This window comes from Microbacterium sp. Cr-K32 (assembly GCF_000708345.1).
GTDB lineage: Bacteria > Actinomycetota > Actinomycetes > Actinomycetales > Microbacteriaceae > Microbacterium > Microbacterium maritypicum_A.
Map to the genome: position 1 here is coordinate 49851 of NZ_JARD01000015.1, position 18834 is coordinate 68684.

General features: G+C 68.2%; 21 protein-coding genes and 1 tRNA gene. 8 read left to right on the top strand and 14 right to left on the bottom strand.

What is annotated here, in order from left to right:
• The first annotated feature begins 1 nt into the window (after nt 1).
• Nucleotides 2–1009 carry a DUF2510 domain-containing protein gene (locus GZ64_RS0107355; RefSeq protein WP_029265660.1) on the top strand — a complete coding sequence of 336 codons (1008 nt, stop codon included), beginning with the start codon at nt 2–4 and terminating at the stop codon, nt 1007–1009.
• Nucleotides 1010–1207: 198 nt separating this feature from the next.
• The gene (locus GZ64_RS19425; protein WP_051667888.1) at nt 1208–2269 is read left to right on the top strand and encodes a DUF2510 domain-containing protein; all 1062 of its coding nucleotides are present in this window, start codon (nt 1208–1210) and stop codon (nt 2267–2269) included.
• Between the two features lie 54 nt (nt 2270–2323).
• Here GZ64_RS19425 and prfB read toward each other — a convergent pair whose 3' ends face one another.
• Nucleotides 2324–3433, bottom strand: a complete 1110-nt coding sequence (gene prfB, locus GZ64_RS0107365; RefSeq protein ID WP_029260598.1) for a peptide chain release factor 2 — start codon at nt 3431–3433, stop codon at nt 2324–2326.
• Nucleotides 3434–3554: 121 nt separating this feature from the next.
• On the opposite strand from prfB, the gene GZ64_RS0107370 reads away from it, so the two are divergent.
• Nucleotides 3555–4814, top strand: coding sequence for an MFS transporter (locus GZ64_RS0107370; RefSeq protein WP_051667889.1), 1260 nt, complete (start codon nt 3555–3557; stop codon nt 4812–4814).
• Complete coding sequence (locus GZ64_RS0107375) at nt 4811–5371, top strand: NUDIX hydrolase (protein WP_051667890.1); 561 nt, start codon at nt 4811–4813, stop codon at nt 5369–5371. Before GZ64_RS0107370 ends, GZ64_RS0107375 begins: the two co-directional genes overlap by 4 nt.
• Before the next feature lie 62 nt (nt 5372–5433).
• Here the strand turns inward: GZ64_RS0107375 and GZ64_RS0107380 are convergent, their stop codons facing one another.
• The 7 genes from GZ64_RS0107380 to GZ64_RS0107410 are packed head-to-tail and all read right to left on the bottom strand — an operon-like array spanning nt 5434 to nt 9917.
• Nucleotides 5434–5874: a pilus assembly protein TadG-related protein gene (locus GZ64_RS0107380; protein WP_046398939.1), complete on the bottom strand. Its 441-nt coding sequence runs from the start codon at nt 5872–5874 to the stop codon at nt 5434–5436.
• Entirely contained in the window at nt 5871–6326 is a 456-nt protein-coding gene (locus GZ64_RS0107385; RefSeq protein WP_021199793.1) for a hypothetical protein, read from the bottom strand. Before GZ64_RS0107385 ends, GZ64_RS0107380 begins: the two co-directional genes overlap by 4 nt.
• Nucleotides 6295–6696 carry a TadE/TadG family type IV pilus assembly protein gene (locus GZ64_RS0107390; RefSeq protein WP_029260595.1) on the bottom strand — a complete coding sequence of 134 codons (402 nt, stop codon included), beginning with the start codon at nt 6694–6696 and terminating at the stop codon, nt 6295–6297. Before GZ64_RS0107390 ends, GZ64_RS0107385 begins: the two co-directional genes overlap by 32 nt.
• Nucleotide 6697: 1 nt before the next feature.
• Nucleotides 6698–6910, bottom strand: coding sequence for a hypothetical protein (locus GZ64_RS0107395; protein WP_029265667.1), 213 nt, complete (start codon nt 6908–6910; stop codon nt 6698–6700).
• A 21-nt stretch (nt 6911–6931) separates the two neighbouring features.
• On the bottom strand, nt 6932–7870 hold the full coding sequence (locus GZ64_RS0107400; RefSeq protein ID WP_029265668.1) for a type II secretion system F family protein: 939 nt from the start codon (nt 7868–7870) through the stop codon (nt 6932–6934).
• A complete protein-coding gene (locus GZ64_RS0107405; RefSeq protein WP_029265670.1) occupies nt 7867–8724 on the bottom strand; it encodes a type II secretion system F family protein in 858 nt (285 codons plus the stop codon). Before GZ64_RS0107405 ends, GZ64_RS0107400 begins: the two co-directional genes overlap by 4 nt.
• A complete protein-coding gene (locus GZ64_RS0107410; RefSeq protein WP_231479845.1) occupies nt 8721–9917 on the bottom strand; it encodes a CpaF family protein in 1197 nt (398 codons plus the stop codon). Before GZ64_RS0107410 ends, GZ64_RS0107405 begins: the two co-directional genes overlap by 4 nt.
• 139 nt (nt 9918–10056) lie before the next feature.
• Here GZ64_RS0107410 and GZ64_RS0107415 point away from each other — a divergent pair.
• Together GZ64_RS0107415 and GZ64_RS0107420 are read left to right on the top strand one after the other, a co-directional pair.
• Nucleotides 10057–10138, top strand: a tRNA-Leu gene (locus GZ64_RS0107415).
• 97 nt (nt 10139–10235) lie between these two features.
• The gene (locus GZ64_RS0107420) at nt 10236–11015 is read left to right on the top strand and encodes a DedA family protein (protein WP_021199667.1); all 780 of its coding nucleotides are present in this window, start codon (nt 10236–10238) and stop codon (nt 11013–11015) included.
• Nucleotides 11016–11051: 36 nt separating this feature from the next.
• On the opposite strand, the gene ku is transcribed toward GZ64_RS0107420, so the two are convergent.
• Nucleotides 11052–11861, bottom strand: coding sequence for a non-homologous end joining protein Ku (ku, locus tag GZ64_RS0107425; protein ID WP_029265674.1), 810 nt, complete (start codon nt 11859–11861; stop codon nt 11052–11054).
• An 89-nt stretch (nt 11862–11950) separates the two neighbouring features.
• Here ku and ligD point away from each other — a divergent pair, with 89 nt between their 5' ends.
• Nucleotides 11951–13912, top strand: a complete 1962-nt coding sequence (ligD, locus tag GZ64_RS0107430) for a non-homologous end-joining DNA ligase (RefSeq protein ID WP_029265676.1) — start codon at nt 11951–11953, stop codon at nt 13910–13912.
• Between the two features lie 17 nt (nt 13913–13929).
• Here ligD and GZ64_RS0107435 read toward each other — a convergent pair whose 3' ends face one another.
• The 4 genes from GZ64_RS0107435 to murI form a co-directional block, all read right to left on the bottom strand.
• Entirely contained in the window at nt 13930–14850 is a 921-nt protein-coding gene (locus GZ64_RS0107435) for a cation diffusion facilitator family transporter (RefSeq protein WP_029260589.1), read from the bottom strand.
• A 103-nt stretch (nt 14851–14953) separates the two neighbouring features.
• A complete protein-coding gene (gene rdgB / locus GZ64_RS0107440; protein ID WP_029265679.1) occupies nt 14954–15553 on the bottom strand; it encodes an RdgB/HAM1 family non-canonical purine NTP pyrophosphatase in 600 nt (199 codons plus the stop codon).
• Nucleotides 15550–16287 carry a ribonuclease PH gene (rph, locus tag GZ64_RS0107445; protein ID WP_029260587.1) on the bottom strand — a complete coding sequence of 246 codons (738 nt, stop codon included), beginning with the start codon at nt 16285–16287 and terminating at the stop codon, nt 15550–15552. Before rph ends, rdgB begins: the two co-directional genes overlap by 4 nt.
• A gap of 52 nt (nt 16288–16339) precedes the next feature.
• Nucleotides 16340–17170: a glutamate racemase gene (gene murI / locus GZ64_RS0107450; RefSeq protein WP_021199673.1), complete on the bottom strand. Its 831-nt coding sequence runs from the start codon at nt 17168–17170 to the stop codon at nt 16340–16342.
• Between the two features lie 63 nt (nt 17171–17233).
• Here murI and GZ64_RS0107455 point away from each other — a divergent pair, with 63 nt between their 5' ends.
• Nucleotides 17234–18559 (top strand): nicotinate phosphoribosyltransferase, encoded by a 1326-nt coding sequence (locus GZ64_RS0107455; protein WP_021199674.1) that lies wholly within the window; start codon nt 17234–17236, stop codon nt 18557–18559.
• A 2-nt stretch (nt 18560–18561) separates the two neighbouring features.
• Here GZ64_RS0107455 and GZ64_RS0107460 read toward each other — a convergent pair whose 3' ends face one another.
• A complete protein-coding gene (locus tag GZ64_RS0107460; RefSeq protein ID WP_026049764.1) occupies nt 18562–18828 on the bottom strand; it encodes a DUF3039 domain-containing protein in 267 nt (88 codons plus the stop codon).
• Between the last annotated feature and the right edge of the window lie 6 nt (nt 18829–18834).

Genomic DNA, 18834 nt, shown 5'->3' on the forward strand with positions numbered 1-18834 from the left:
CATGACAACGCCCGCAGGATGGTACGACGACGGATCGGGTCGACAGCGCTGGTGGGACGGCCAGCAGTGGACCGAGCACTTCGCCCCGGAGGCCGCGGACGCCGCGGTCGATCCCGACGCGCACGCCGGGTCTTCGGAACAGGCCGGGTCCTCGGCATCGTCGATCGATGACACCGTGATCCGTGCATCCGACGACACCGCGACCACACCCCCGTCGCCGGACGCGACCGCACCGACGACTCCCCTGAGCGACGACCTCGGCGCCTACTCCGCACCAGCCGCTCCGGCCGCTCCAGCCGCCCCGGCGGAGGTTCCGACGCCGTCGGCCGACTTCTACCCCGGCACCGCCCCGGCGTACTCCGGCAGCACGACGGGGTATCCGGCTGCAGCCCCGTACGGGCAGCCTGCCGTCGAGGAACCGAAGAAGCTCTCGATCCTCGGACTCGTCGGGCTCGGGCTCGGGGTGCTCGGCACCATCCTGGTCTTCATCCCGGTGATCGGATTCTTCGGCTTCATCCTGCTCGGCGCGGGATTCATCGTGTCGCTCATCTCGCTGTTCCTCAAGGGGAAGAAGTGGCCGGGCATCGCCGGACTCATCCTGGCGGTCGTCGGGACGATCATCGGCATCGTGATGTCGTTCGTCTACCTCTTCGCCTTCGCGCAGGGAGTGAGCGAGGAGATCGACAAGCTGCCCACCTCTTCTCCGTCGATCGAGGCCACCGCGCCGAGCGATACCGACGGCTCCGAAGGAACGGATGTCGGAGTTCGTCCGACCGCTCCTGAGGTCGCGCAAGGTCTGACGGCGATTCTCGCCTCGTCGGGTGCAGAGGGGTACACCGAGGCTCAGATCACCTGCCTCGCCGACCTCTTCGTCGCCTCCGACCTCGACAATGCGACGTTGCGCACGATCGCCGACAGCGACGGCACCCTCACCGACACCGATGCCCTGTACGGTGTCGCCGAGGTGCTCGGCGACACCGATGCGATCACCGGGTGCTTGGTGCCCTGACCCGTCCCCAATGGGCCAAGAAGGCCTCGGGAGCACCGTGCTCCCGAGGCCTTCTTCACGTGATCGTCTTCTCATTCGACACAGACCCCGCAGCGCCGCTACCGTCGTCACTGACGGCCGAGCCCCTGTGGAGAGGCCTGCGTAGCGAGACGACCTCACCACGCATCCGCCGACCGAGAAAGACGCACGGAACGCCTGATGACAACACCTGCCGGCTGGTACGACGACGGCTCCGGAAACCGACGGTGGTGGGACGGACTGCAGTGGACGGAGCACGTCGTCACCGGGCAACACGCACCCGCCACCGAGACGACCGCAGCCGAGACGACCGCAGCCGCGTCGACCCCCGCCGGGTCGACTCCGGAACCGGCCGCACCTGTCGTTCCCTCAGCCGACGCCGAGCAGGCGCCCTTCGTCCCGCCATACACGCTCGCCGGCCAGACGTTCTCTCCATCGGCTGCCGCAGCACCCCAGACCAGCACGACCTCCGCGCCCTATGGCGGGTATCCGGCGGCCACGTGGCCGGTGGCTCCTTCTCCGCAGCCTGCGGCCGGAGTGCCGGTGGTGGGCATCTTCGGCCTGGTCGCCGTCATCGTCGGCGTCGTCAGTGCCTGCATTCCCGCGATCGTGATCGCCGGGTGGGCCCTTCTCGCGGTCGGGTTCGTGATGTCGCTCATCTCCCTGTTCCTCCGCGGAAGGAAGTGGCCGGGGATCACCGGTCTCGTCATCGCCGTGGTCGGTGCGATCCTCGCTGCCGCTGTGTCCTTCCTGGTGGTCGCGACGACCTCGTCGCCGGATACCGACGGCACGTCGTTCGGCACTCCCAGCGAACGGCCGACGGATGGCGGCACCGCCACCGAGAGCCAGGACCCCTCGTCGATCGAGGGTGCCGAGATGGTGCCCTTCGCCGACCTCGAAGTGGGCGACTGCCTGCCATTGGTCGAGTACGGCGAAGACGAATTGGTGTTCGAGCTGCCCGTGGTTCCCTGTGAGCAACCGCATACCGACGAGGTCTTCTTCATCTACGACGTCGAGGACGGCGAATTCCCCGGCGACGACGTGCTGAACGAAAGTGCGTGGAACGGCTGTTATGAGGCGTTCGAGGCGTATGTCGGCAGATCCTACGAGGCTTCCGAACTCGACTTCTACAACTACCAGCCAACGAAGGCGACCTGGATCCGGGAGAACGACCGCACCGTGCAGTGCATCCTCTTCAGCTACGAGGATGTGACCGGGACCCTCCGCGACTCCGGGCGCTGAACGCGCGCGCGCAGCAAGAAGGCCCCGGATCGCTCCGGGGCCTTCTTCGCGGACTCAGTCCTCGATCTTGCGCTTACGCCAACGGATGCCCGCGGAGATGAAGTCGTCGAGATCGCCGTCGAAGACGGCCGCAGGGTTGCCGGACTCCTGACCCGTGCGGAGGTCTTTCACCAGCTGCTGGCCGTAGAGGAAGTAGGAGCGCATCTGGTCGCCCCAGCTCGCGGTGATGTTGCCCGCGAGCTCCTTCTTCTTCGCCGCCTCCTGCTCCTTCTGCAGCAGCAGCAATCGGGTCTGCAGCACGCGCATCGCTGCGGCGCGGTTCTGGATCTGCGACTTCTCGTTCTGCATGGAGACGACGATGCCGGTCGGGAGGTGGGTGAGGCGCACGGCCGAGTCGGTCGTGTTGACCGACTGCCCACCAGGACCGGAGGAGCGGAAGACGTCGACGCGGATATCGCTCTCCGGGATGTCGACCTCGGTGGCCTCCTCCATCAGCGGGATGACCTCGACGGCGGCGAACGACGTCTGGCGCTTGTCGGCCGAGCCGAACGGGCTGATGCGCGCGAGGCGATGCGTTCCGGCCTCGACCGAGATGGTGCCGAAGGCGTAGGGCGCGTCGATCTCGAAGGTCGCCGACTTGATGCCCGCGCCCTCTGCGTAGGACGTGTCCATGACCTTGACCGGGTACTTGTGCCGTTCCGCCCAGCGCAGGTACATGCGCATCAGCATCTCGGCGAAATCGGTGGCGTCGTCGCCGCCCGCGCCGGAGCGGATCGTGATGATCGCGGATCGCTCGTCGTATTCGCCGTCGAGCAGCGTCTGCACCTCGAGCTGGTTGATCAGGTCGGTGAGGGCGGCGAGTTCGGCACGAGCCTCCTGTGCGGAGTCCTCATCGCCCATCTCGTTCGCGAGCCCGACGAGCACCTCGAGGTCGTCGAGACGCTGAGCGATGCCGGTGATGCGGGCGAGCTCGGACTGACGGTGGCTGAGTGCGCTGGTCACCTTCTGCGCGTTCTCGGTGTCGTCCCAGAGGTCGGGGGCGCCGGCCTCCTCGCTGAGACGCGCGATGTCGTCGCGGAGACGGGAGACATCGACGACCTCGCTGATGTCGCCGAAGGTGTGCCTGAGCGCCTGGATTTCGGCGGAGAGATCTAGTTCGAGCATGACACCTCAGCCTAACGTGCCGCCTGCCCGCGCGGGGACCCCGTCGTCCGAGATCCCTGGTCGAGCGGAGTAGCGTGAAGCTGTGAGCAGTGCATCGACGGTCCTTCGGCAATTCGGACCCATGGTGTACCTGCCGACGATCCTCTTCGCACTCGGCGAGGGAGCCGTGATCCCGCTGATCCCGGTGCTCGCCGCGTCCATGGGCGCAGACGTGGCGTTCGCGGCACTCGTGGCCTCCGCGCTCGTCATCGGGCAGCTGTGCGGGAATCTCCCCGCCGGATGGGCAGTGGGCAAGGTCGGCGAGAGATACACGATGGTGATCGCCGGCGTGATCGCGATCGTCGCCGGGATCGGGATGGTGTTCGCGCCGTCGCTGGGCGTGCTGGCGGCGTCGGTGTTCCTTCTCGGGATCTGCGCGGCAGCCTTCGGTCTCGCCCGGCACGCCTTCATGACCACTCGAGTGCCGGTCGCCTTCCGCGCGCGCTCCCTCTCCCTTCTCGGCGGCAGCTTCCGCCTCGGCATCTTCATCGGACCGTTCGTGGCCGCAGGACTCCTGCAGCTGTTCGGGAGTGAGAGCGCGGCGATCTGGTTCTTCCTCGCCTGTCTCGTGGTCATGGTGGTGCTGGTGCTCTTCGGGCCCGACCCGGAGAAGATGATCCCTCCCGTTCCGGCGAGCGCCCACGAGCGCTATCTGGAAGACTCCGGCGAGGCGGTGAGCGGGTCGATCCCGACAGTCGAACGCCTGGGCATCTTCCAGACGATGTGGCGCCAGCGGGCGGTGCTCGGACGCCTCGGACTCGCCGCCGCGTCGCTCTCCGCCGTGCGCTCGGCTCGTCAGGTCGTGCTGCCGCTCTGGGGACTGTCGCTGGGATTGGACGCCTCGACCATCGCCCTCGTCGTCGGTGTCTCCGGGGCCATCGACTTCGCCCTGTTCTACGCGAGCGGGCAGGTGATGGATCGCTTCGGTCGACTGTGGGCGGCGATGCCCGCGATGGTGCTGATGGGAGCCGGCTTCCTCGCGCTGTCCTTCACGCACGACGTCGATGCGGCGGTGCTGTGGTTCGGCATGTTCGCCGTGGTCCTCGGTGTCGGCAACGGCCTGTCGAGCGGGATCCTGCTGACCCTGGGCGCCGACGTCGCGCCGAAGCGCGAACCCGCGGCCTTCCTCGGTTCCTGGCGCACGCTCACCGACGCGGGCGGGGCGATCGCTCCGCTACTGGTCTCGGCCATCACCGCTGTCGCCGCCCTGCCGTTCGCGGCGGCCGCGATGGGTGTGGTCGGTCTGGTCGGCGCCCTCGGCTTCCTGCGCTGGATCCCGCAGTTCGTCCCTCGCGAGCGACCGGAAGCCGACGACGACTCCTCCGAAGGAGAGCAGGAATGATCTCGATTCTGGAAGCGGACGCCCACCGCCTGATCTCGGCCTTCGCTCCCCGATCGGAGCGCGACCGCGCCGCGCAGGCCGACTTCGCCTCGTTCTTCGGGGCCGACGGAGGCCCGGTGCATCGTGAGTCGGGCCCGGATCACCTCACCGCGTCATGTGTCGTGTTCGATGTGTCGCTCGAGCACACGCTGCTCGTCTTCCATCGCAAGGGGCAGTTCTGGGTGCAGCCGGGAGGTCACGTCGAGGACGGAGACGATTCGGTCCTGAGCGGTGCATTGCGCGAACTGCGCGAGGAGACGGGTATCGCGGTGGACCCGGCGGCCGCACCTCTCGCCTACGATCTCGACCATCACGGACTTTCGTCCCGCTTCGGCTCCTGCGCCTCGCACCTCGACGTCGGGATCGCCGTGGTCGTCGACCGCGACGCTGCGCTCACGGTGAGCGAGGAATCGGAAGACCTGCGCTGGTGGCCGGTCGACGCGCTGCCGGCCGAGGTGCCGCCGCAGCTCGTTCCTCGACTCGACGGACTGCTCGCGCAGCTGCGCGCCCCACGCTGATCCCCAGGGTCCTGTCACCGCAGGGGCCGGTCACCGCAGGGGCCGGTCACCACAGGGCCCGGTCACCGCAGGGCGGTGCGACTCGTGGCGGTCGACTCCAGCGGGACGCCGTCGGGCACGAACACGGACACCAAGGGCGGACGCCACTCCGCCGTGACGGTGACTCGTGCGGTGACGCCGTCAGGCGTGCCTGCGGCGGTGATCGACGCCTCCCCCGGCAACGCGGACACCATCGCCTCGGCTTGCTGCTCGACGCCGTCATCCGTGAGTTCGGCACGCACGCTGCCGTCGCGCACCGCCAGGGTGAAGCCGTCCGCTCCGGCGAGCGCGGCGGAATCGGCGAGCGCATCCAACCGCTTCTGGGCGATGTAGAGATCGGTCGCGCAGACGCACACGAAGATCACGGCCAGAGCCAGAAGCACGTAGCCGAGGGTGAGGAGCAGCACACTCCCCTCTTCGTGGTCGCCGACGGCGCCCGTCCCTGTCCGGGACAGGTCTCTCATTCTGCGCCCCACAGTCGCGACACCTTCTGCACCGCTTCGGCTTGCACGGGGACAGCGGTCGAGCGATCGAGTCCGAGCATCTCCGGCACCAATGGAAGTCGCACCGACGTGGTGACGGTGACGACGATGGTCGCCCCGGCTGACGGGCACTCGACCGCGCGTGGGGTGCAGGCGATCGTCAGATTCACCGCTTCCTCATCCAGACCGTACTCGTCCACGATCCCCGCCAGCACCGCATCGCTCCTCTCCGCCGCCGTCGTCGCATCGGGTGCGCGCGCGACGACACGGGCGACGTGCCGTGCTGCTGCCTCGGCTCCGAGCGTCTGTTCCTGGATCGCACCGAGCGCGATCACGAGATAGATGAGCGGCACGAGAAGGATCACCCCCACCGCGATGAACTCGAGCGCGGCCGATCCCTCGTCATTCTTCTCCGAAAGTCTCGGCAGGTGCACGAGCCTCCACCTCCATCGCGAGGGGGAGGCCGATCAGTCCGAGCAGCGGAAACGTCGTGCGGACCCGGACGTCGACCGTCTCGTACGGCGGGGCGCCGGAGACGCCGATGCGGATGTCCTCGGCGTAGTCCGCCCCCACCGCTCGCGAGATCACGTCTCTGGTGCGTGCGATGCCCTCCTCCGGGGTCGTATCGGCGAGAGCCGCGTGGTAGGCGCCTTCGACGGCAGCGTCGTGCACCACGTTGCGCACGTACACCGCGAAGGCGAGCTGCAGCACAGCGAGTGTGAGGGCGGTGAGGAGCGTTCCGACCAGCACGAACTCCACCGGGCTGGAGCCGCGATCATCCGCGCAACCACTCCGGTCCTCCATGTCAGAGCCCCGAGACCCTCTGGATCGCCTGCTCGAACAGCGAGGTCAGAGCAGGACCGGCGACGGCCCAGATGAGCACCACCAATCCCGCGGTCATCAATGTGACGAGCACCCATCCGGGAACGTCACCCGTTTCGTCGTCGATGAAGGCGCGGAACCGGGGTGCGGCGTCATGCCAGGGGCGTCGCCGCCGCTCCTGCGTTCGTGCGGTCATGGTGGTCCTTTCGTCGTGCGGTCAGCCGATGCCGAGCCGGAGGATGAACAGCCCTGGATACACGGCGAAGAGCACCGAGAGCGGAAGGATCAGGAAGACGAGCGGGAGCAGCATCAGGATCTCTTTGCGTCCCGCCTGCTCGATCAGCACACGTTTCGCGTCTTCGCGCGCATCACCCGCCTGAGCGTGCAGTACCGCGGCGAGGGGCGCACCATGCTCGAGCGCCGCGATCACCTGGTCGACGACGCGCGACAGTTCGGGAAGCTGGAGGCGTCGCGCCATCTCGTGCAGTGCGTCGGCCATCGGCGAGCCCGTGCCGACCGCGAGCACCACCTGGCGCAGTTCAGCAGTGAGTTCGCCGGAGCCCACGTCGGCCACCCGACGCAGAGAATCGAGGAACCCCTCACCTGCGGAGAGGCACAGAGCCAGGAACTCGAGAGTCGTCGGGAGCTCGTCGGTGAGTCGCACCCGGCGAGCCTTGGCCCTCACAGAGAGCTGAAGGTCGTACGCAGCGGCGGCAGCCGCCCCGCAGAGCAGCGGCATCACACTCGTCGGCACCGTCAGCCGTCCGGCCAGCGCGAGCACGGTCAGCACGACTGCGCCCACACCGATCCCGGCGAGGCCCCAGCCCAGTTGCCGACCACGGAACGATGCGGGGCTCATGCGCACACCCGCCTGCGCGAGGCGCTGGCGGAGAGCCTCTCCCCCGCCGACCAGCCTCTCGAAAGCGCCCCGCGCACGCTCCCACAGCGTCCGCCCGCTCGTGGGAAGTGATCCCACCGCGGGGAGGACACCTCGGGGCAGGTAGTCGTCAGCGACGACATCGCGCACATACGGCCCGATCCGCACGACGAGAGATGCCGCTCTCCAGCGCGGAAGCACGGAGAGGATGCTCAGCATCCCCGCAGCGAAGCCGCACCCGATCAGAACCGCGATCGCGAGCGCCGAGACCCCGTTCACCCGAACCACCGCCGCGGCTCAGGAAGCCTGCCGATGCGGACCATGATGTGAAACGCGACCACCGACACCGCTGCTCCCAGGCAGATCACGAGCATCCCTTCGGGAGTGCCGTACGCTGCTGCTCCCTCAGGCCGGAGAACGAGCAGCCCTATGATCACCCAGGGGGCGATCGCGCCGAGGACGGCCGCGCCCCGGATCCATGACTGGCGAGCCTCGACTTCGCCCCGCAGGGCGGCATCCGCCCGCACCGAACTCGACAGCGCGCGCAGCACACTGATCAGTTCCGTGCCACCGACCTGACGCGCCATCCGCAATGTCTCGGCGATGCGATCGCCGATGGGGTCGGCCAGCGTGGATTTGAGTCGGTCGAGGCTGGTCTCGAATCTGCCGCTCGCACGCAGATCCCTCGCGAACACGACGAATGCCGGTCTCAGCGTCTTCGGCGCGGACTCCGCCAGGCTCGCCACTGCGTCGGGGAGCGATAGGCCCACGCGAATCGCCGCGATCAGGAGATCGCACACGTCCGGCCAGAGCTGTCGCCGCAACCGTCGCAACCGCGCTCGGCGCCCCCGCAACAACACGATGGGTGCGACGGCTCCCGCGACGCCCGCCAGCAGCGCGAGTACGGCGATCCCGGTCAGGAGCCAGGCGACCGATGCGGCTATCAGTCCGGCCGCGGTGACGATGACGAGGAGCGCGCGCCGGGAGAGCCGGTCGAAGCCGGCCTCCTCGATCAGGCGGACGAGTCGCCCTCGCCGGGTGGCCGCCTCGGCCGCGTCCGATCGCGGCCACATCCAGGGCGACAGGCACAGAAGCACCCCGGCCGCGAGGAGGGCGCCGACGAAAACTGTCACGACACGATCCCGATCAGGCGTGGCTCGCTGCGGCCGGTGCCGATGCCGTCGCTCGTTGGCGCTCCTGCCCGGTAGACGTTCCTGGTCTGGAGCCGTCCTTCGGCGAGGTCGCCGGTCGGGGCGATGATCTCCTGCACGTGTCGCTGCCCCGCGCGGTCCCTGGCGCAGTGCACGACCAGGTCGACAGACGCGGCGAGTGCAGGGGCGATGAAGGCGCGGTCGATGTTGCGCCCGGCCAAGAGTGGAAGGATCGTGAGCTTCTCGATGGCCTCGGCCGCAGAATTCGCATGCACGGTGCATGCGCCCGGCACCCCGGTGTTGAGCGCGAGGACCAGATCGAGAGCCTCCGCGTCGCGGACCTCGCCGATCACGAGACGGTCCGGTCGCATACGCAACGCCTCCTTCACCAGCCTGCGCAACGTGATCTCCCCGGTCCCCTCGAGGCTCGCCTGTCGCCCCTGCAGCGCGACGAGATCGGGCCCGTCCACAGCCAGTTCGAACGTCTCCTCCACCGTGACGATGCGTTGAACGTCGGCGCACGAGGCCAGCAGCGCGCCGAGCATCGTGGTCTTCCCCGCGTGCGTGGCGCCGGAGACGATCACGCTCTTGCCGTCGTTCATGGCCACCCGCAGCAGCTCGGCGACATCGGCGGGCATCATCCCCTGCGCGGCGAGCGCTCCGAGAGATCGGTACTTCGGCAGGAACTTGCGGATATTGACCGCCCACGAGCCCCTCACCACATCAGCGATCGCCACATGCAGACGGGACCCGTCCGGCAGCGAAGCATCCACGAACGGCTGGCTGATGTCGACCCGCCGACCGGTCGACTGCAGCATGCGCTCGACGACGTCGCGCACGGTCCCTTCGTCGAGACGAAGGGTCGTCCGCTCGGCCGTTCCCTCTCGCGCGACGTGCACGTGTCCCGTTCCGTTGAGCCAGATCTCCTCGATCTCCGGATCGTCGAGCAACGGTTGCAGCGCACCGAATCCGCTGAGCGACGCCATGACCTCTCTCACACACGCCGCTTCATCGTCGATCAGGGACTCGCCGCGAGCGAGGGCGAGATCGTCGTGACGCCGGACCTCGGCATGGGTGATCCGCCATGCCGCGTCCGGATCGACGGACGGATCGATGCCCTCGGCACGCAGACGCGACCGCACGCGCTCGGCGACAAGGGCGGACGGATGACTCACCCCGGCATCCTCGCAACAATCCGAGGCCTGCCTCGGAAGTTATCCACAGGCCTTCCCCGCGCCCGACCGTCGGCCGGCGCGGACTACGGGCTGATCCCCAGACACGCGGATTCGGCGGTCAGTAGACTGTTCCCACCGCGCGGGAGTGGTGGAATTGGCAGACACGCAGGATTTAGGTTCCTGTGCCCCAGGGCGTGTGGGTTCAAGTCCCACCTTCCGCACGAGAGACGACGACGACCTTTCTCCGGTCGTCACGACATCGCTCTGTTCTACCGCCGACCATTCACGACCGACGGGACTCCCCCAGTGCTCGAAACCATGCTGCACGCACCGACCGCTCTCATCCCCTGGCTCGATCCTGCGACGATCATCGGGACCGCCGGGCCGTGGGCACTGCTCGTGGTGTGCTTCATCATCTTCGCCGAGACCGGTCTGCTCGTCGGATTCCTGCTTCCCGGTGACACCCTCCTGGTGATCGCCGGCCTGCTCTCGCACCCGATCGCGGGCTCCGAGCACGGCGTCTTCGGCATCAGCGTCTGGTGGGTCGCCCTCCTGATCGGCCTCGCGGCGTTCGTGGGCGGTGAAGTCGGATACGTCATCGGCCACAAGGGCGGACCGGCGGTCTTCGAGCGCAAGGAATCGGGCCTCTTCAGCAAGAAGAACGTCGAACGCACGAACGCGTTCTTCGAACGCTTCGGCGGCATCACCGTGATCCTCGCGCGCTTCGTGCCGATCGTGCGGACCTTCGCCCCGGTCGCCGCCGGCGTCGGCCACATGCCGTGGCGCAAGTACACGCTCTACAACCTGATCGGTGCGGTCCTCTGGGGCTTCGGGCTCACGATGTTCGGCTACCTCATCGGGTTCATCCCGCCGGTCGCCGAGTTCGTGGAGAGCTACATCGACCTCATCCTGCTCGCGGCCGTCGGCGGCACCGCACTCGTCACGCTGTGGCACTACCTGTCCGAGCGCCACAAGGCGAAGAAGGCCGAGGCGGCCGGCGAAGACGTGGTCACCGATGCCGAGGAAGCGCAGGAGCTCGTGCTCGACGCCGACGTGTTCGACCGCGCCCCCGACCTGGACGGCGACGGCAAGCACTGATCGATCATCGGGTGCCGGTTCCTCGGCACCCGATGATCACCCCGCGTTCTTCGCGCGCTCTTCCTTCGAGCGCGCCACGCTCGCGCGCAGCGCCTCCATGAGGTCGATGACCTCGCCGCCCTCGGCCGCTTTCTCTGCTTCCCCGAAGGTCTCGGCCACGTCGAACGTGTCGCCCGCCTCGATCTTCGCGTCGATGAGGGTACGGAGCTCCTTCTGGTACTCGTCGACGAATGCCTCGGGGTCGAAGTCCGCCGAGTAGCTGTCGACGAGCGAGGCCGAGAGCTCCAGCTCCTTCTTCGAGATCCGCACGTCCTCGTCCAGCGAGGGGAACGCGGCTTCGCGCACCTCATCGGCCCAGAGCAGGGTCTGCAGCACGAGGACCTTCCCCCGCACCCGGAGCGCGGCGAGCCGTGTCTTCTGCCGAAGTGTGAAGCGCACGATCGCCGTGCGGTCCGTCTGTTCGAGCGTCTTCCGCAGCAGCACATACGCCTTGGGCGACTTCGAATCGGGTTCGAGGTAGTACGGCTTGTCGAGGGTGAGCAGGTCGACCTGCTCGGAGGGCACGAACTCGACGACGTCGATCTCCCGGCTCTTCTCCGCGGGGAGGGCGGCGAGGTCGTCCTTCGTCAGCACGACGGTCTGGCCTTCGTCGACGTAGGCGCGGTCGATGTCGGCGTACGCCACGGTCTCTCCGCAGACTTCGCAGGTGCGCTGATAGCGGATGCGCCCGCCGTCCTTCTCGTGCACCTGATGCAGCGGCACGTCGTGGTCCTCGGTCGCGGAGTACACCTTGACCGGTACGTTCACGAGCCCGAACGTCAGTGCGCCCTTCCAGATCGTCCTCATCACACCAGTAGACACCAGTCACAGCCGTCACGACCAGCCCCTTGACGGCGCTACCCCTGGCGATGCTGCGCCTTGACTACGCTGGCCCCATGGTCGCAGACGCGCAGATCGTGCAGGTCGACGGTCGTCGTCTGCGGGTGACGAACCTCGACAAAGTCGTCTACCCCTCCACCGGCACCACCAAGGGCGAGGTCATCGCCTACTACACGGCCATCGCTCCACTCCTGCTCCCCCTCCTCGCCGGGCGCCCCGTCACGCGCAAACGCTGGGTCGAGGGCGTCGGGACCGCGGATGCCCCGGCCGACGCCTTCTTCACGAAACAGCTCGAACCGGGCGCACCCTCGTGGATTCCTCGACAGGCGATCCAGCACTCGGACGGTCCGAAGGAATACCCCCTCGTCCAGGACATCCCGACGCTCGTGTGGCTTGCGCAGGTCGCCGCCATCGAGCTGCATGTGCCGCAGTGGCGCTTCTCCTCCGCGGGCCTTCCCGGCAACCCCGATCGACTCGTCCTCGATCTCGATCCCGGCCCCGGCGTGGGGCTGGCGCAGTGTGCCGAGGTCGCCCGCATCGCGCGCGTCCTCCTGTCCGGCATGGGGCTCGACCCTCTGCCGGTGACCAGCGGAAGCAAGGGCATCCACCTCTACGCGTCATTGCCCGGCGAGCAGACGAGCGACGAGGTCTCCGCCGTCGTCAAGGAGCTCGCACGGATGATCGAGAGCGATCACCCGGACCTCGCGACCAGCGTCATGGCGAAGGCGGTCCGAGGGGGAAAGGTGTTCCTCGACTGGAGCCAGAACAACGGCAAGAAGACCACCATCTCGCCCTACTCCCTCCGCGGACGTGCACAGCCGTGGGTGGCGGCCCCTCGCACGTGGGAGGAACTCGACGCCCCGGAACTCGCGCAGCTCGACCTCGACGAGGTGCTCGCGCGAGCCGCCGCGGGAATCGACCCGCTCGCGATGCTCCGCCCGCCGGCGACGACTCCGCTCCCGCAACCCGCGAAGACCCATCACTCCCATCGATATCCCCGAAGCTCTCCCGCCCCTGGCGCCGCTGTCGCCCCTCCGGCCACGGCGTCGATGGCGCCGATGCTCGCGGAGAACGGCACCCCCGGAGTGGCACGTGCACTGAGCGACCCCTCGTGGGTCGAGGTGAAGTGGGACGGCATCCGTGCGATGGGCACCTGGGCAGACGGGCGCATGCTGCTGCACGCGCGCCGCGGCACGGACATCACGGCCCGGTATCCCGAACTCACTGCTGACGGCGCGCCCTTCCTCCCCGTGGCGGACGCCGTCGTCGACGGCGAGATCGTCGCGTTCGACTCCCACGGCCGGCCGAGCTTCTCCCTCCTCCAGAACCGGATGCACCTCACCCGGCCACGGGAGATCGAACGCGAAGTGGTCCGCACCCCCGTCGTCTACATGCTGTTCGACCTGCTGCGTCTCGACGGACACGACCTCACCGGTATGACTCTGCGCGAACGCAGGACCCTGCTCGAGGAGCTGATCGACGATCTCGACGCCCCCGTGCAGATCCCTCCCGTGTTCGACGACGTGGACGCGGCACTCGCCGCGAGCAGGGAGTTCGGACTCGAGGGCGTCGTCGTCAAGGATCCTCAGTCGCGATACCGGCCAGGGCAGCGCTCCCCCTCGTGGCTGAAGCTGAAGCACACGCGGATGCAGGAGGCGGTGATCGTCGGTATCCGGCCCGGGAAGGGCGACAGGGAGAGCAAGCTCGGATCTCTGCTGCTCGCCGTGCCCGATCCGGACCGAGGAACGGGCGGTCTCCGCTACGTCGGACGTGTGGGGACCGGATTCACCGACCGAATACTGCGCGACCTGCTCGCACGACTCGATCCGTTGCGCGTGGACGCTGCCCCACTCGACGGCGTCCCCGCGCCCGATGCCTCCGACGCCCTGTGGGTGCGTCCGGAAGTCGTGGGCGAGGTCGAGTTCGCGAACTGGACGCCCGACGGTGTGCTCCGCCATGCCCGTTGGCGGGGGCTCCGCCCGGACAAGAGCCCGCACGAGATCGCCGTCGAAAGCTGAGGTCAGGACCGGATCGCTCAGGCGTGTCGCGGTTCGCAGTCCGCCTGTTCCGCAGGCTCGATCTGGAAGGTCGAGTGCGCCACGTCGAAGTGGTCGGCGAGGCATGCCTGCATCTCGGTCAACAGCTGCGACGAGCGTCCGTCGGCGAACAGCTCCGGCTCGATGCTGACGTGGGCCGTGAACACCGGGGCCCCGCGGGTCAGCTGCCAGACATGGACGTCGTGCACCCCGACGACACCGTCGTAACCGAGCAGGTGGGTACGGATCTCGCTCACCGCCGTGCCCTTCGGCGCGGACTCGGCGAGAACCGAGAACACCTCCCGCAGCAGCGCGATGGCCCGGGGGATGATCATCGCCGCGATGAACAGCGAGGCGATGGCGTCGGCCGGCATCCATCCGGTGATGAGGATGACCGCGGCTGCCACGATGACCGCCACCGAACCGATCAGATCTCCCATCACCTCGAGGTACGCACCGCGCACGTTGATGCTGGTGCGCTGCGCACGACTCAACAGCCACATCGACACCGCGTTCGCGAGGAGCCCGACCACGGCGACGACCAGCATCAGCCCGCCGGCGACCTCGACCTCCCCCGGATTGATGAGTCGCCCGATCCCCTCGATCGCGACCCAGGTCGCGAGGGCGATCAGGATCACCGCGTTGATCAGCGCGCCGAACACCTCGGCGCGCTGATACCCGAAAGTGCGCCGGTCGTCGGCCGGACGTGCGGCGACGGTGGCGGCGATGAGGGCGATCACGAGACCGGACGCATCTGTGAACATGTGCGCCGCATCGGCGAGCAGCGCCAGAGAGCCGGAGAGCAGTGCGCCGACGACCTGCACGAGCATCACCGTCGCAGTGAGGGACAGCGAGATCGCGAGCAGGCGTCTGCTGCTCGCGGAACGGATGCCACCGGGGGCGGGTGCGTGATCGTGCATGCCCCCAGGCTAGACCGGGATCGAGGGCCGGAAGGCGGGTTCCGGCTAGTCGGGAAGGGTAACGATTCTCAGCTTCAGCAGCGGTTTCTCGCGGCCGCCGTGCTCAGAGCGCGGCAAGCAGCGGAGCCAGTTCCGCGAAGGCGCGCGCTCGGTGCGACTGCGCCTGCTTCTCATCGGAGGAGAGCTCACCCACCGACCGCTCCTCCCCTGCCGGCTGGCCGTCAGGGATGAAGATCGGGTCGTACCCGAAGCCGCCGGCGCCCGACGCCGTATGCGCCAGGCGACCCGGCCAGCGTCCTTCCACGACCTGCTCCCGGCCGTCCGGCAGCACGAGGGCGATCGTCGAGGTGAAGTGCGCGGAGCGGTGGGGGTCGGCGATGTCGTGCAGCTGGTCGAGCAGCAGCTCGAGATTCGCCGTCGCGTCCTTCTTCTGCCCCGCCCAGTAGGCGGAGAACACCCCCGGTGACCCGCCGAGCACGTCGACGCAGATGCCGGAGTCATCAGCGAGCGCAGCGAGTCCTGTGTGAGCGGCGGCCGCTCGCGCCTTGATGAGCGCATTCTCGGCGAACGTCACGCCGTCTTCCACCGGCTCCGGACCGTCGTAGCCGACGATCTCGAGGTCGGGGCGTGTCTGCTCCACGATCTGTTGGAACTCCGCGACCTTGTGCGGATTGTGCGTCGCGAGAACGACTCGCATCGTCATTCCCCCTTCAACGCGGCGAGCTGCGTGCCCTTCAGGTCGGCGCATCCGGCCAGACCGAGCTCGAGCAGCGCATCCAGCTCCCGCTTGTCGAACGGTGCGCCCTCGGCTGTTCCCTGCACCTCGACGAAGAGCCCACGGCCGGTGACCACGACGTTCATGTCGGTCTCGGCGCGCACGTCCTCGACATATGCCAGGTCGAGCATGGGCTCGCCGTCGATGATCCCGACCGACACCGCCGCGACCGAGTCGAGCAGCGGCGTGGAGTTCTTGCCGATGAACTTCTTCTCCCGGCCCCATTCGATCGCGTCGGCGAGCGCCACGTACGCGCCGGTGATGGCCGCCGTGCGCGTGCCGCCATCGGCCTGCAGCACGTCGCAGTCGATGACGATCGTGTTCTCGCCGAGCGCCTTCGTGTCGACGACGGCCCGCAGCGCGCGCCCGATCAGTCGCGAGATCTCGTGGGTGCGACCGCCGATGCGGCCCTTGACGCTCTCTCGGTCGTTCCGGCTGTTCGTGGCGCGCGGGAGCATGGAGTACTCGGCCGTGACCCAGCCCTTGCCCTTGCCGGTCAGCCAGCGCGGGACGCCGTTGGTGAAGGAGGCGGTGCACAGCACCTTGGTGCCGCCGAAGCTGATCAATGCCGATCCCTCGGCGTGCGCGCTCCAACCGCGCTCGATCGTGATCTCACGAAGCTGATCGGTGGAGCGGCCGTCGACGCGGACGATTTCGGACATGTGCTTCTTTCAGGTCGGGATGGCGGAACGAATCGGAGCGACTCGATCCGGGTTACTCGAAAGCGATCTCGGGGAGGGTGATCACGCCGGTCTGGACCAGTTGCACGTCCCGGACCTCGCGGCCCATCAGGCGGTTGGCCAGCGCGGTGAAGTCGTCGGTCGAGGCGCCGGTGGCCTCGTACACGTAGCTGGCGGTGGCATCCGGCGACGCGAGCAGATCACCCCGGACGAGCTGGCGGTAGACGTCGCCTGCCGTCTCATCGTCGCTGGAGACGAGGGTGACGCCCTCTCCCATGACGTAGCTGATCGCGCCCCGAAGGAACGGATAGTGCGTGCAGCCGAGCACGAGTGTGTCGACCTCGGCGTCTCGAAGGGGCGCGAGATACTCCTCGGCGACCGCGAGCACCTCCGGGGTACCCGTGATCCCGGCCTCGACGAATTCGACGAAGCGCGGGCAGGCGGCGGTGAACACCTGCAGCCTCTCGTTGACCTCGAGCATGTCCTGGTAGGCGCGCGAACCGATGGTGCCGACAGTGCCGATCACACCGACTCGTCCGTTGCGCGTGGTGGAGACCGCGCGGCGCACCGCGGGGCCGATCACCTCGACCACCGGAACGTCGTAGCGCTCGCGAGCGTCGCGGAGCATGGCGGCGGAAGCGGTGTTGCACGCGATCACCAGCATCTTGACGCCCTGCTCGACCAGGGTGTCGAGCACTTCGAGGGAGTAGCGGCGCACGTCCGCGATGGGCTTCGGACCATACGGCGAGTGCGCGGTGTCGCCGATGTAGACGAACGACTCCCGGGGCAGCTGGGCGCGGATGGCTCGCGCCACCGTGAGCCCGCCGACACCGGAGTCGAAGATCCCGATCGGCGCGTCGTTCATGACTCCCCAGCCTACCCGCGCGGAACCCGCCGCGTGCATCGGCGCTCTCACTAAACTGAGCGCATGACCACGTCGACGGCGCTGCTCACCGACCGCTATGAGCTGACGATGCTCGCCGCTTCCCTGCGTGATGGGACGGCGTTCCGCCCCAGCGTCTTCGAGTTGTTCTCCCGACGGTTGTCCGGCGGCCGCCGTTTCGGTGTCGTCGCGGGCACCGGCCGCCTTTTGGGCCTCTTGCGCGACTTCCGCTTCGGCGACGACGAACTGCGGTTCCTCAGAGATGAGAACGTCGTGGATGCCGCGTCCATCGCTCACCTCGAGAACTATCGGTTCACCGGATCCATCCGCGGCTACCGCGAAGGCGAGCTGTACTTCCCGGGCTCTCCGATCCTCACAGTCGAGGGCACGTTCGCCGATGCCGTGGTGCTCGAGACTCTCGCGCTGAGCGTGCTCAACCACGACTCCGCCGTCGCCACCGCCGCATCGCGCATGAGCATCGCCGCCGGCGAACGTCCGCTGGCCGAGATGGGCTCCCGCCGGGCCGCCGAGCGCTCGGCCGTCGCCGCAGCCCGAGCCGCATACATCGCCGGTTTCGGGGCGACCAGCAATCTCGAGGCCGGACGACGCTGGGGCATCCCCACGATGGGCACCGCCGCGCACTCCTGGACGCTGCTGCACGACACAGAGGAGGAAGCCTTCCGCTCCCAGGTCGCGAGCATGGGCACCGGAACGACGCTGCTCGTCGACACGTACGACATCCGCACGGGTGTCGAGACGGCGATCCGCGTCGCCGGCACGGAGCTCGGCGGCGTCCGGATCGATTCCGGTGACCTCCCGATCGTCGCGGGCGATGTCCGCGCGCAGCTCGACGAACTCGGTGCGACGTCGACACGCATCACCGTGACCAGCGACCTCGACGAGTATGCGATCGCCGCCCTCGCCGCCTCGCCCGTCGACGCCTACGGGGTCGGAACGTCGGTCGTCACCGGGTCCGGGTATCCGACCGCCAGCATGGTCTACAAGCTGGTGGCGCGCCAGGATGCCGAGGGGTCCTGGATCGGCGTCGCGAAGGCGTCCGCCGACAAGGCATCGCATGGCGGACGCAAAGCAGCGTTCCGCACCCTGGTCGACGGCGTCGCCACCGCAGAGACGGTCGTCGTGTCGGACGGCTTCGAAGATCTCGACACTGCGGCCGAGCACCCCGACGGCCGCCCGCTGCAGGTGACGTTCGTCGAGGCAGGCGAGATCGACTCCTCGTACGAGGGAGTCGACGGCACGGCAGCGGCACGCGCTCATCATCTGCGTGTGCGCGAAGAGCTCCCGGTACGTGCGCTCGCTCTCAGCAAGTCCGACCCGGCGATTCCCACCGTGTATCTCGAAGCCGACTGAGGTCAGCCGATCATCGACTCGTAGATCTCCTTGCATGTGGGGCAGATCGGGAACTTCTCCGGGTCACGGCCCGGGGTCCACTTCTTGCCGCACAGCGCGCGCACCGGCTTGCCGGTGATCGCGGACTCGAGGATCTTGTCCTTCTTCACGTAATGCGAGAAGCGCTCATGGTCACCCGGTTCGAGATTCTCCTCGCGGAGGAGCTCTTCCAGTTCGCGATCAAGCGTTGCCACGCCGCCCTGATCGGGGCTGTCCAGCGGAGTACTCATCCCGTG

What these genes read in the sequence shown, in the direction of transcription:
- GZ64_RS19425 (WP_051667888.1), top strand. Translation starts at nt 1,208, where the DNA reads ATGACAACACCTGCCGGCTGGTACGACGACGGCTCCGGAAACCGACGG.
- GZ64_RS0107435 (WP_029260589.1), bottom strand. Translation starts at nt 14,850, where the DNA reads ATGCACGATCACGCACCCGCCCCCGGTGGCATCCGTTCCGCGAGCAGC.
- GZ64_RS0107375 (WP_051667890.1), top strand. Translation starts at nt 4,811, where the DNA reads ATGATCTCGATTCTGGAAGCGGACGCCCACCGCCTGATCTCGGCCTTC.
- GZ64_RS0107455 (WP_021199674.1), top strand. Translation starts at nt 17,234, where the DNA reads ATGACCACGTCGACGGCGCTGCTCACCGACCGCTATGAGCTGACGATG.
- GZ64_RS0107355 (WP_029265660.1), top strand. Translation starts at nt 2, where the DNA reads ATGACAACGCCCGCAGGATGGTACGACGACGGATCGGGTCGACAGCGC.
- ligD (WP_029265676.1), top strand. Translation starts at nt 11,951, where the DNA reads ATGGTCGCAGACGCGCAGATCGTGCAGGTCGACGGTCGTCGTCTGCGG.
- murI (WP_021199673.1), bottom strand. Translation starts at nt 17,170, where the DNA reads ATGAACGACGCGCCGATCGGGATCTTCGACTCCGGTGTCGGCGGGCTC.
- GZ64_RS0107390 (WP_029260595.1), bottom strand. Translation starts at nt 6,696, where the DNA reads ATGGAGGACCGGAGTGGTTGCGCGGATGATCGCGGCTCCAGCCCGGTG.
- prfB (WP_029260598.1), bottom strand. Translation starts at nt 3,433, where the DNA reads ATGCTCGAACTAGATCTCTCCGCCGAAATCCAGGCGCTCAGGCACACC.
- GZ64_RS0107370 (WP_051667889.1), top strand. Translation starts at nt 3,555, where the DNA reads ATGGTGTACCTGCCGACGATCCTCTTCGCACTCGGCGAGGGAGCCGTG.
- rdgB (WP_029265679.1), bottom strand. Translation starts at nt 15,553, where the DNA reads ATGACGATGCGAGTCGTTCTCGCGACGCACAATCCGCACAAGGTCGCG.
- GZ64_RS0107460 (WP_026049764.1), bottom strand. Translation starts at nt 18,828, where the DNA reads ATGAGTACTCCGCTGGACAGCCCCGATCAGGGCGGCGTGGCAACGCTT.
- ku (WP_029265674.1), bottom strand. Translation starts at nt 11,861, where the DNA reads ATGAGGACGATCTGGAAGGGCGCACTGACGTTCGGGCTCGTGAACGTA.
- GZ64_RS0107395 (WP_029265667.1), bottom strand. Translation starts at nt 6,910, where the DNA reads ATGACCGCACGAACGCAGGAGCGGCGGCGACGCCCCTGGCATGACGCC.
- rph (WP_029260587.1), bottom strand. Translation starts at nt 16,287, where the DNA reads ATGTCCGAAATCGTCCGCGTCGACGGCCGCTCCACCGATCAGCTTCGT.
- GZ64_RS0107420 (WP_021199667.1), top strand. Translation starts at nt 10,236, where the DNA reads ATGCTGCACGCACCGACCGCTCTCATCCCCTGGCTCGATCCTGCGACG.
- GZ64_RS0107380 (WP_046398939.1), bottom strand. Translation starts at nt 5,874, where the DNA reads ATGAGAGACCTGTCCCGGACAGGGACGGGCGCCGTCGGCGACCACGAA.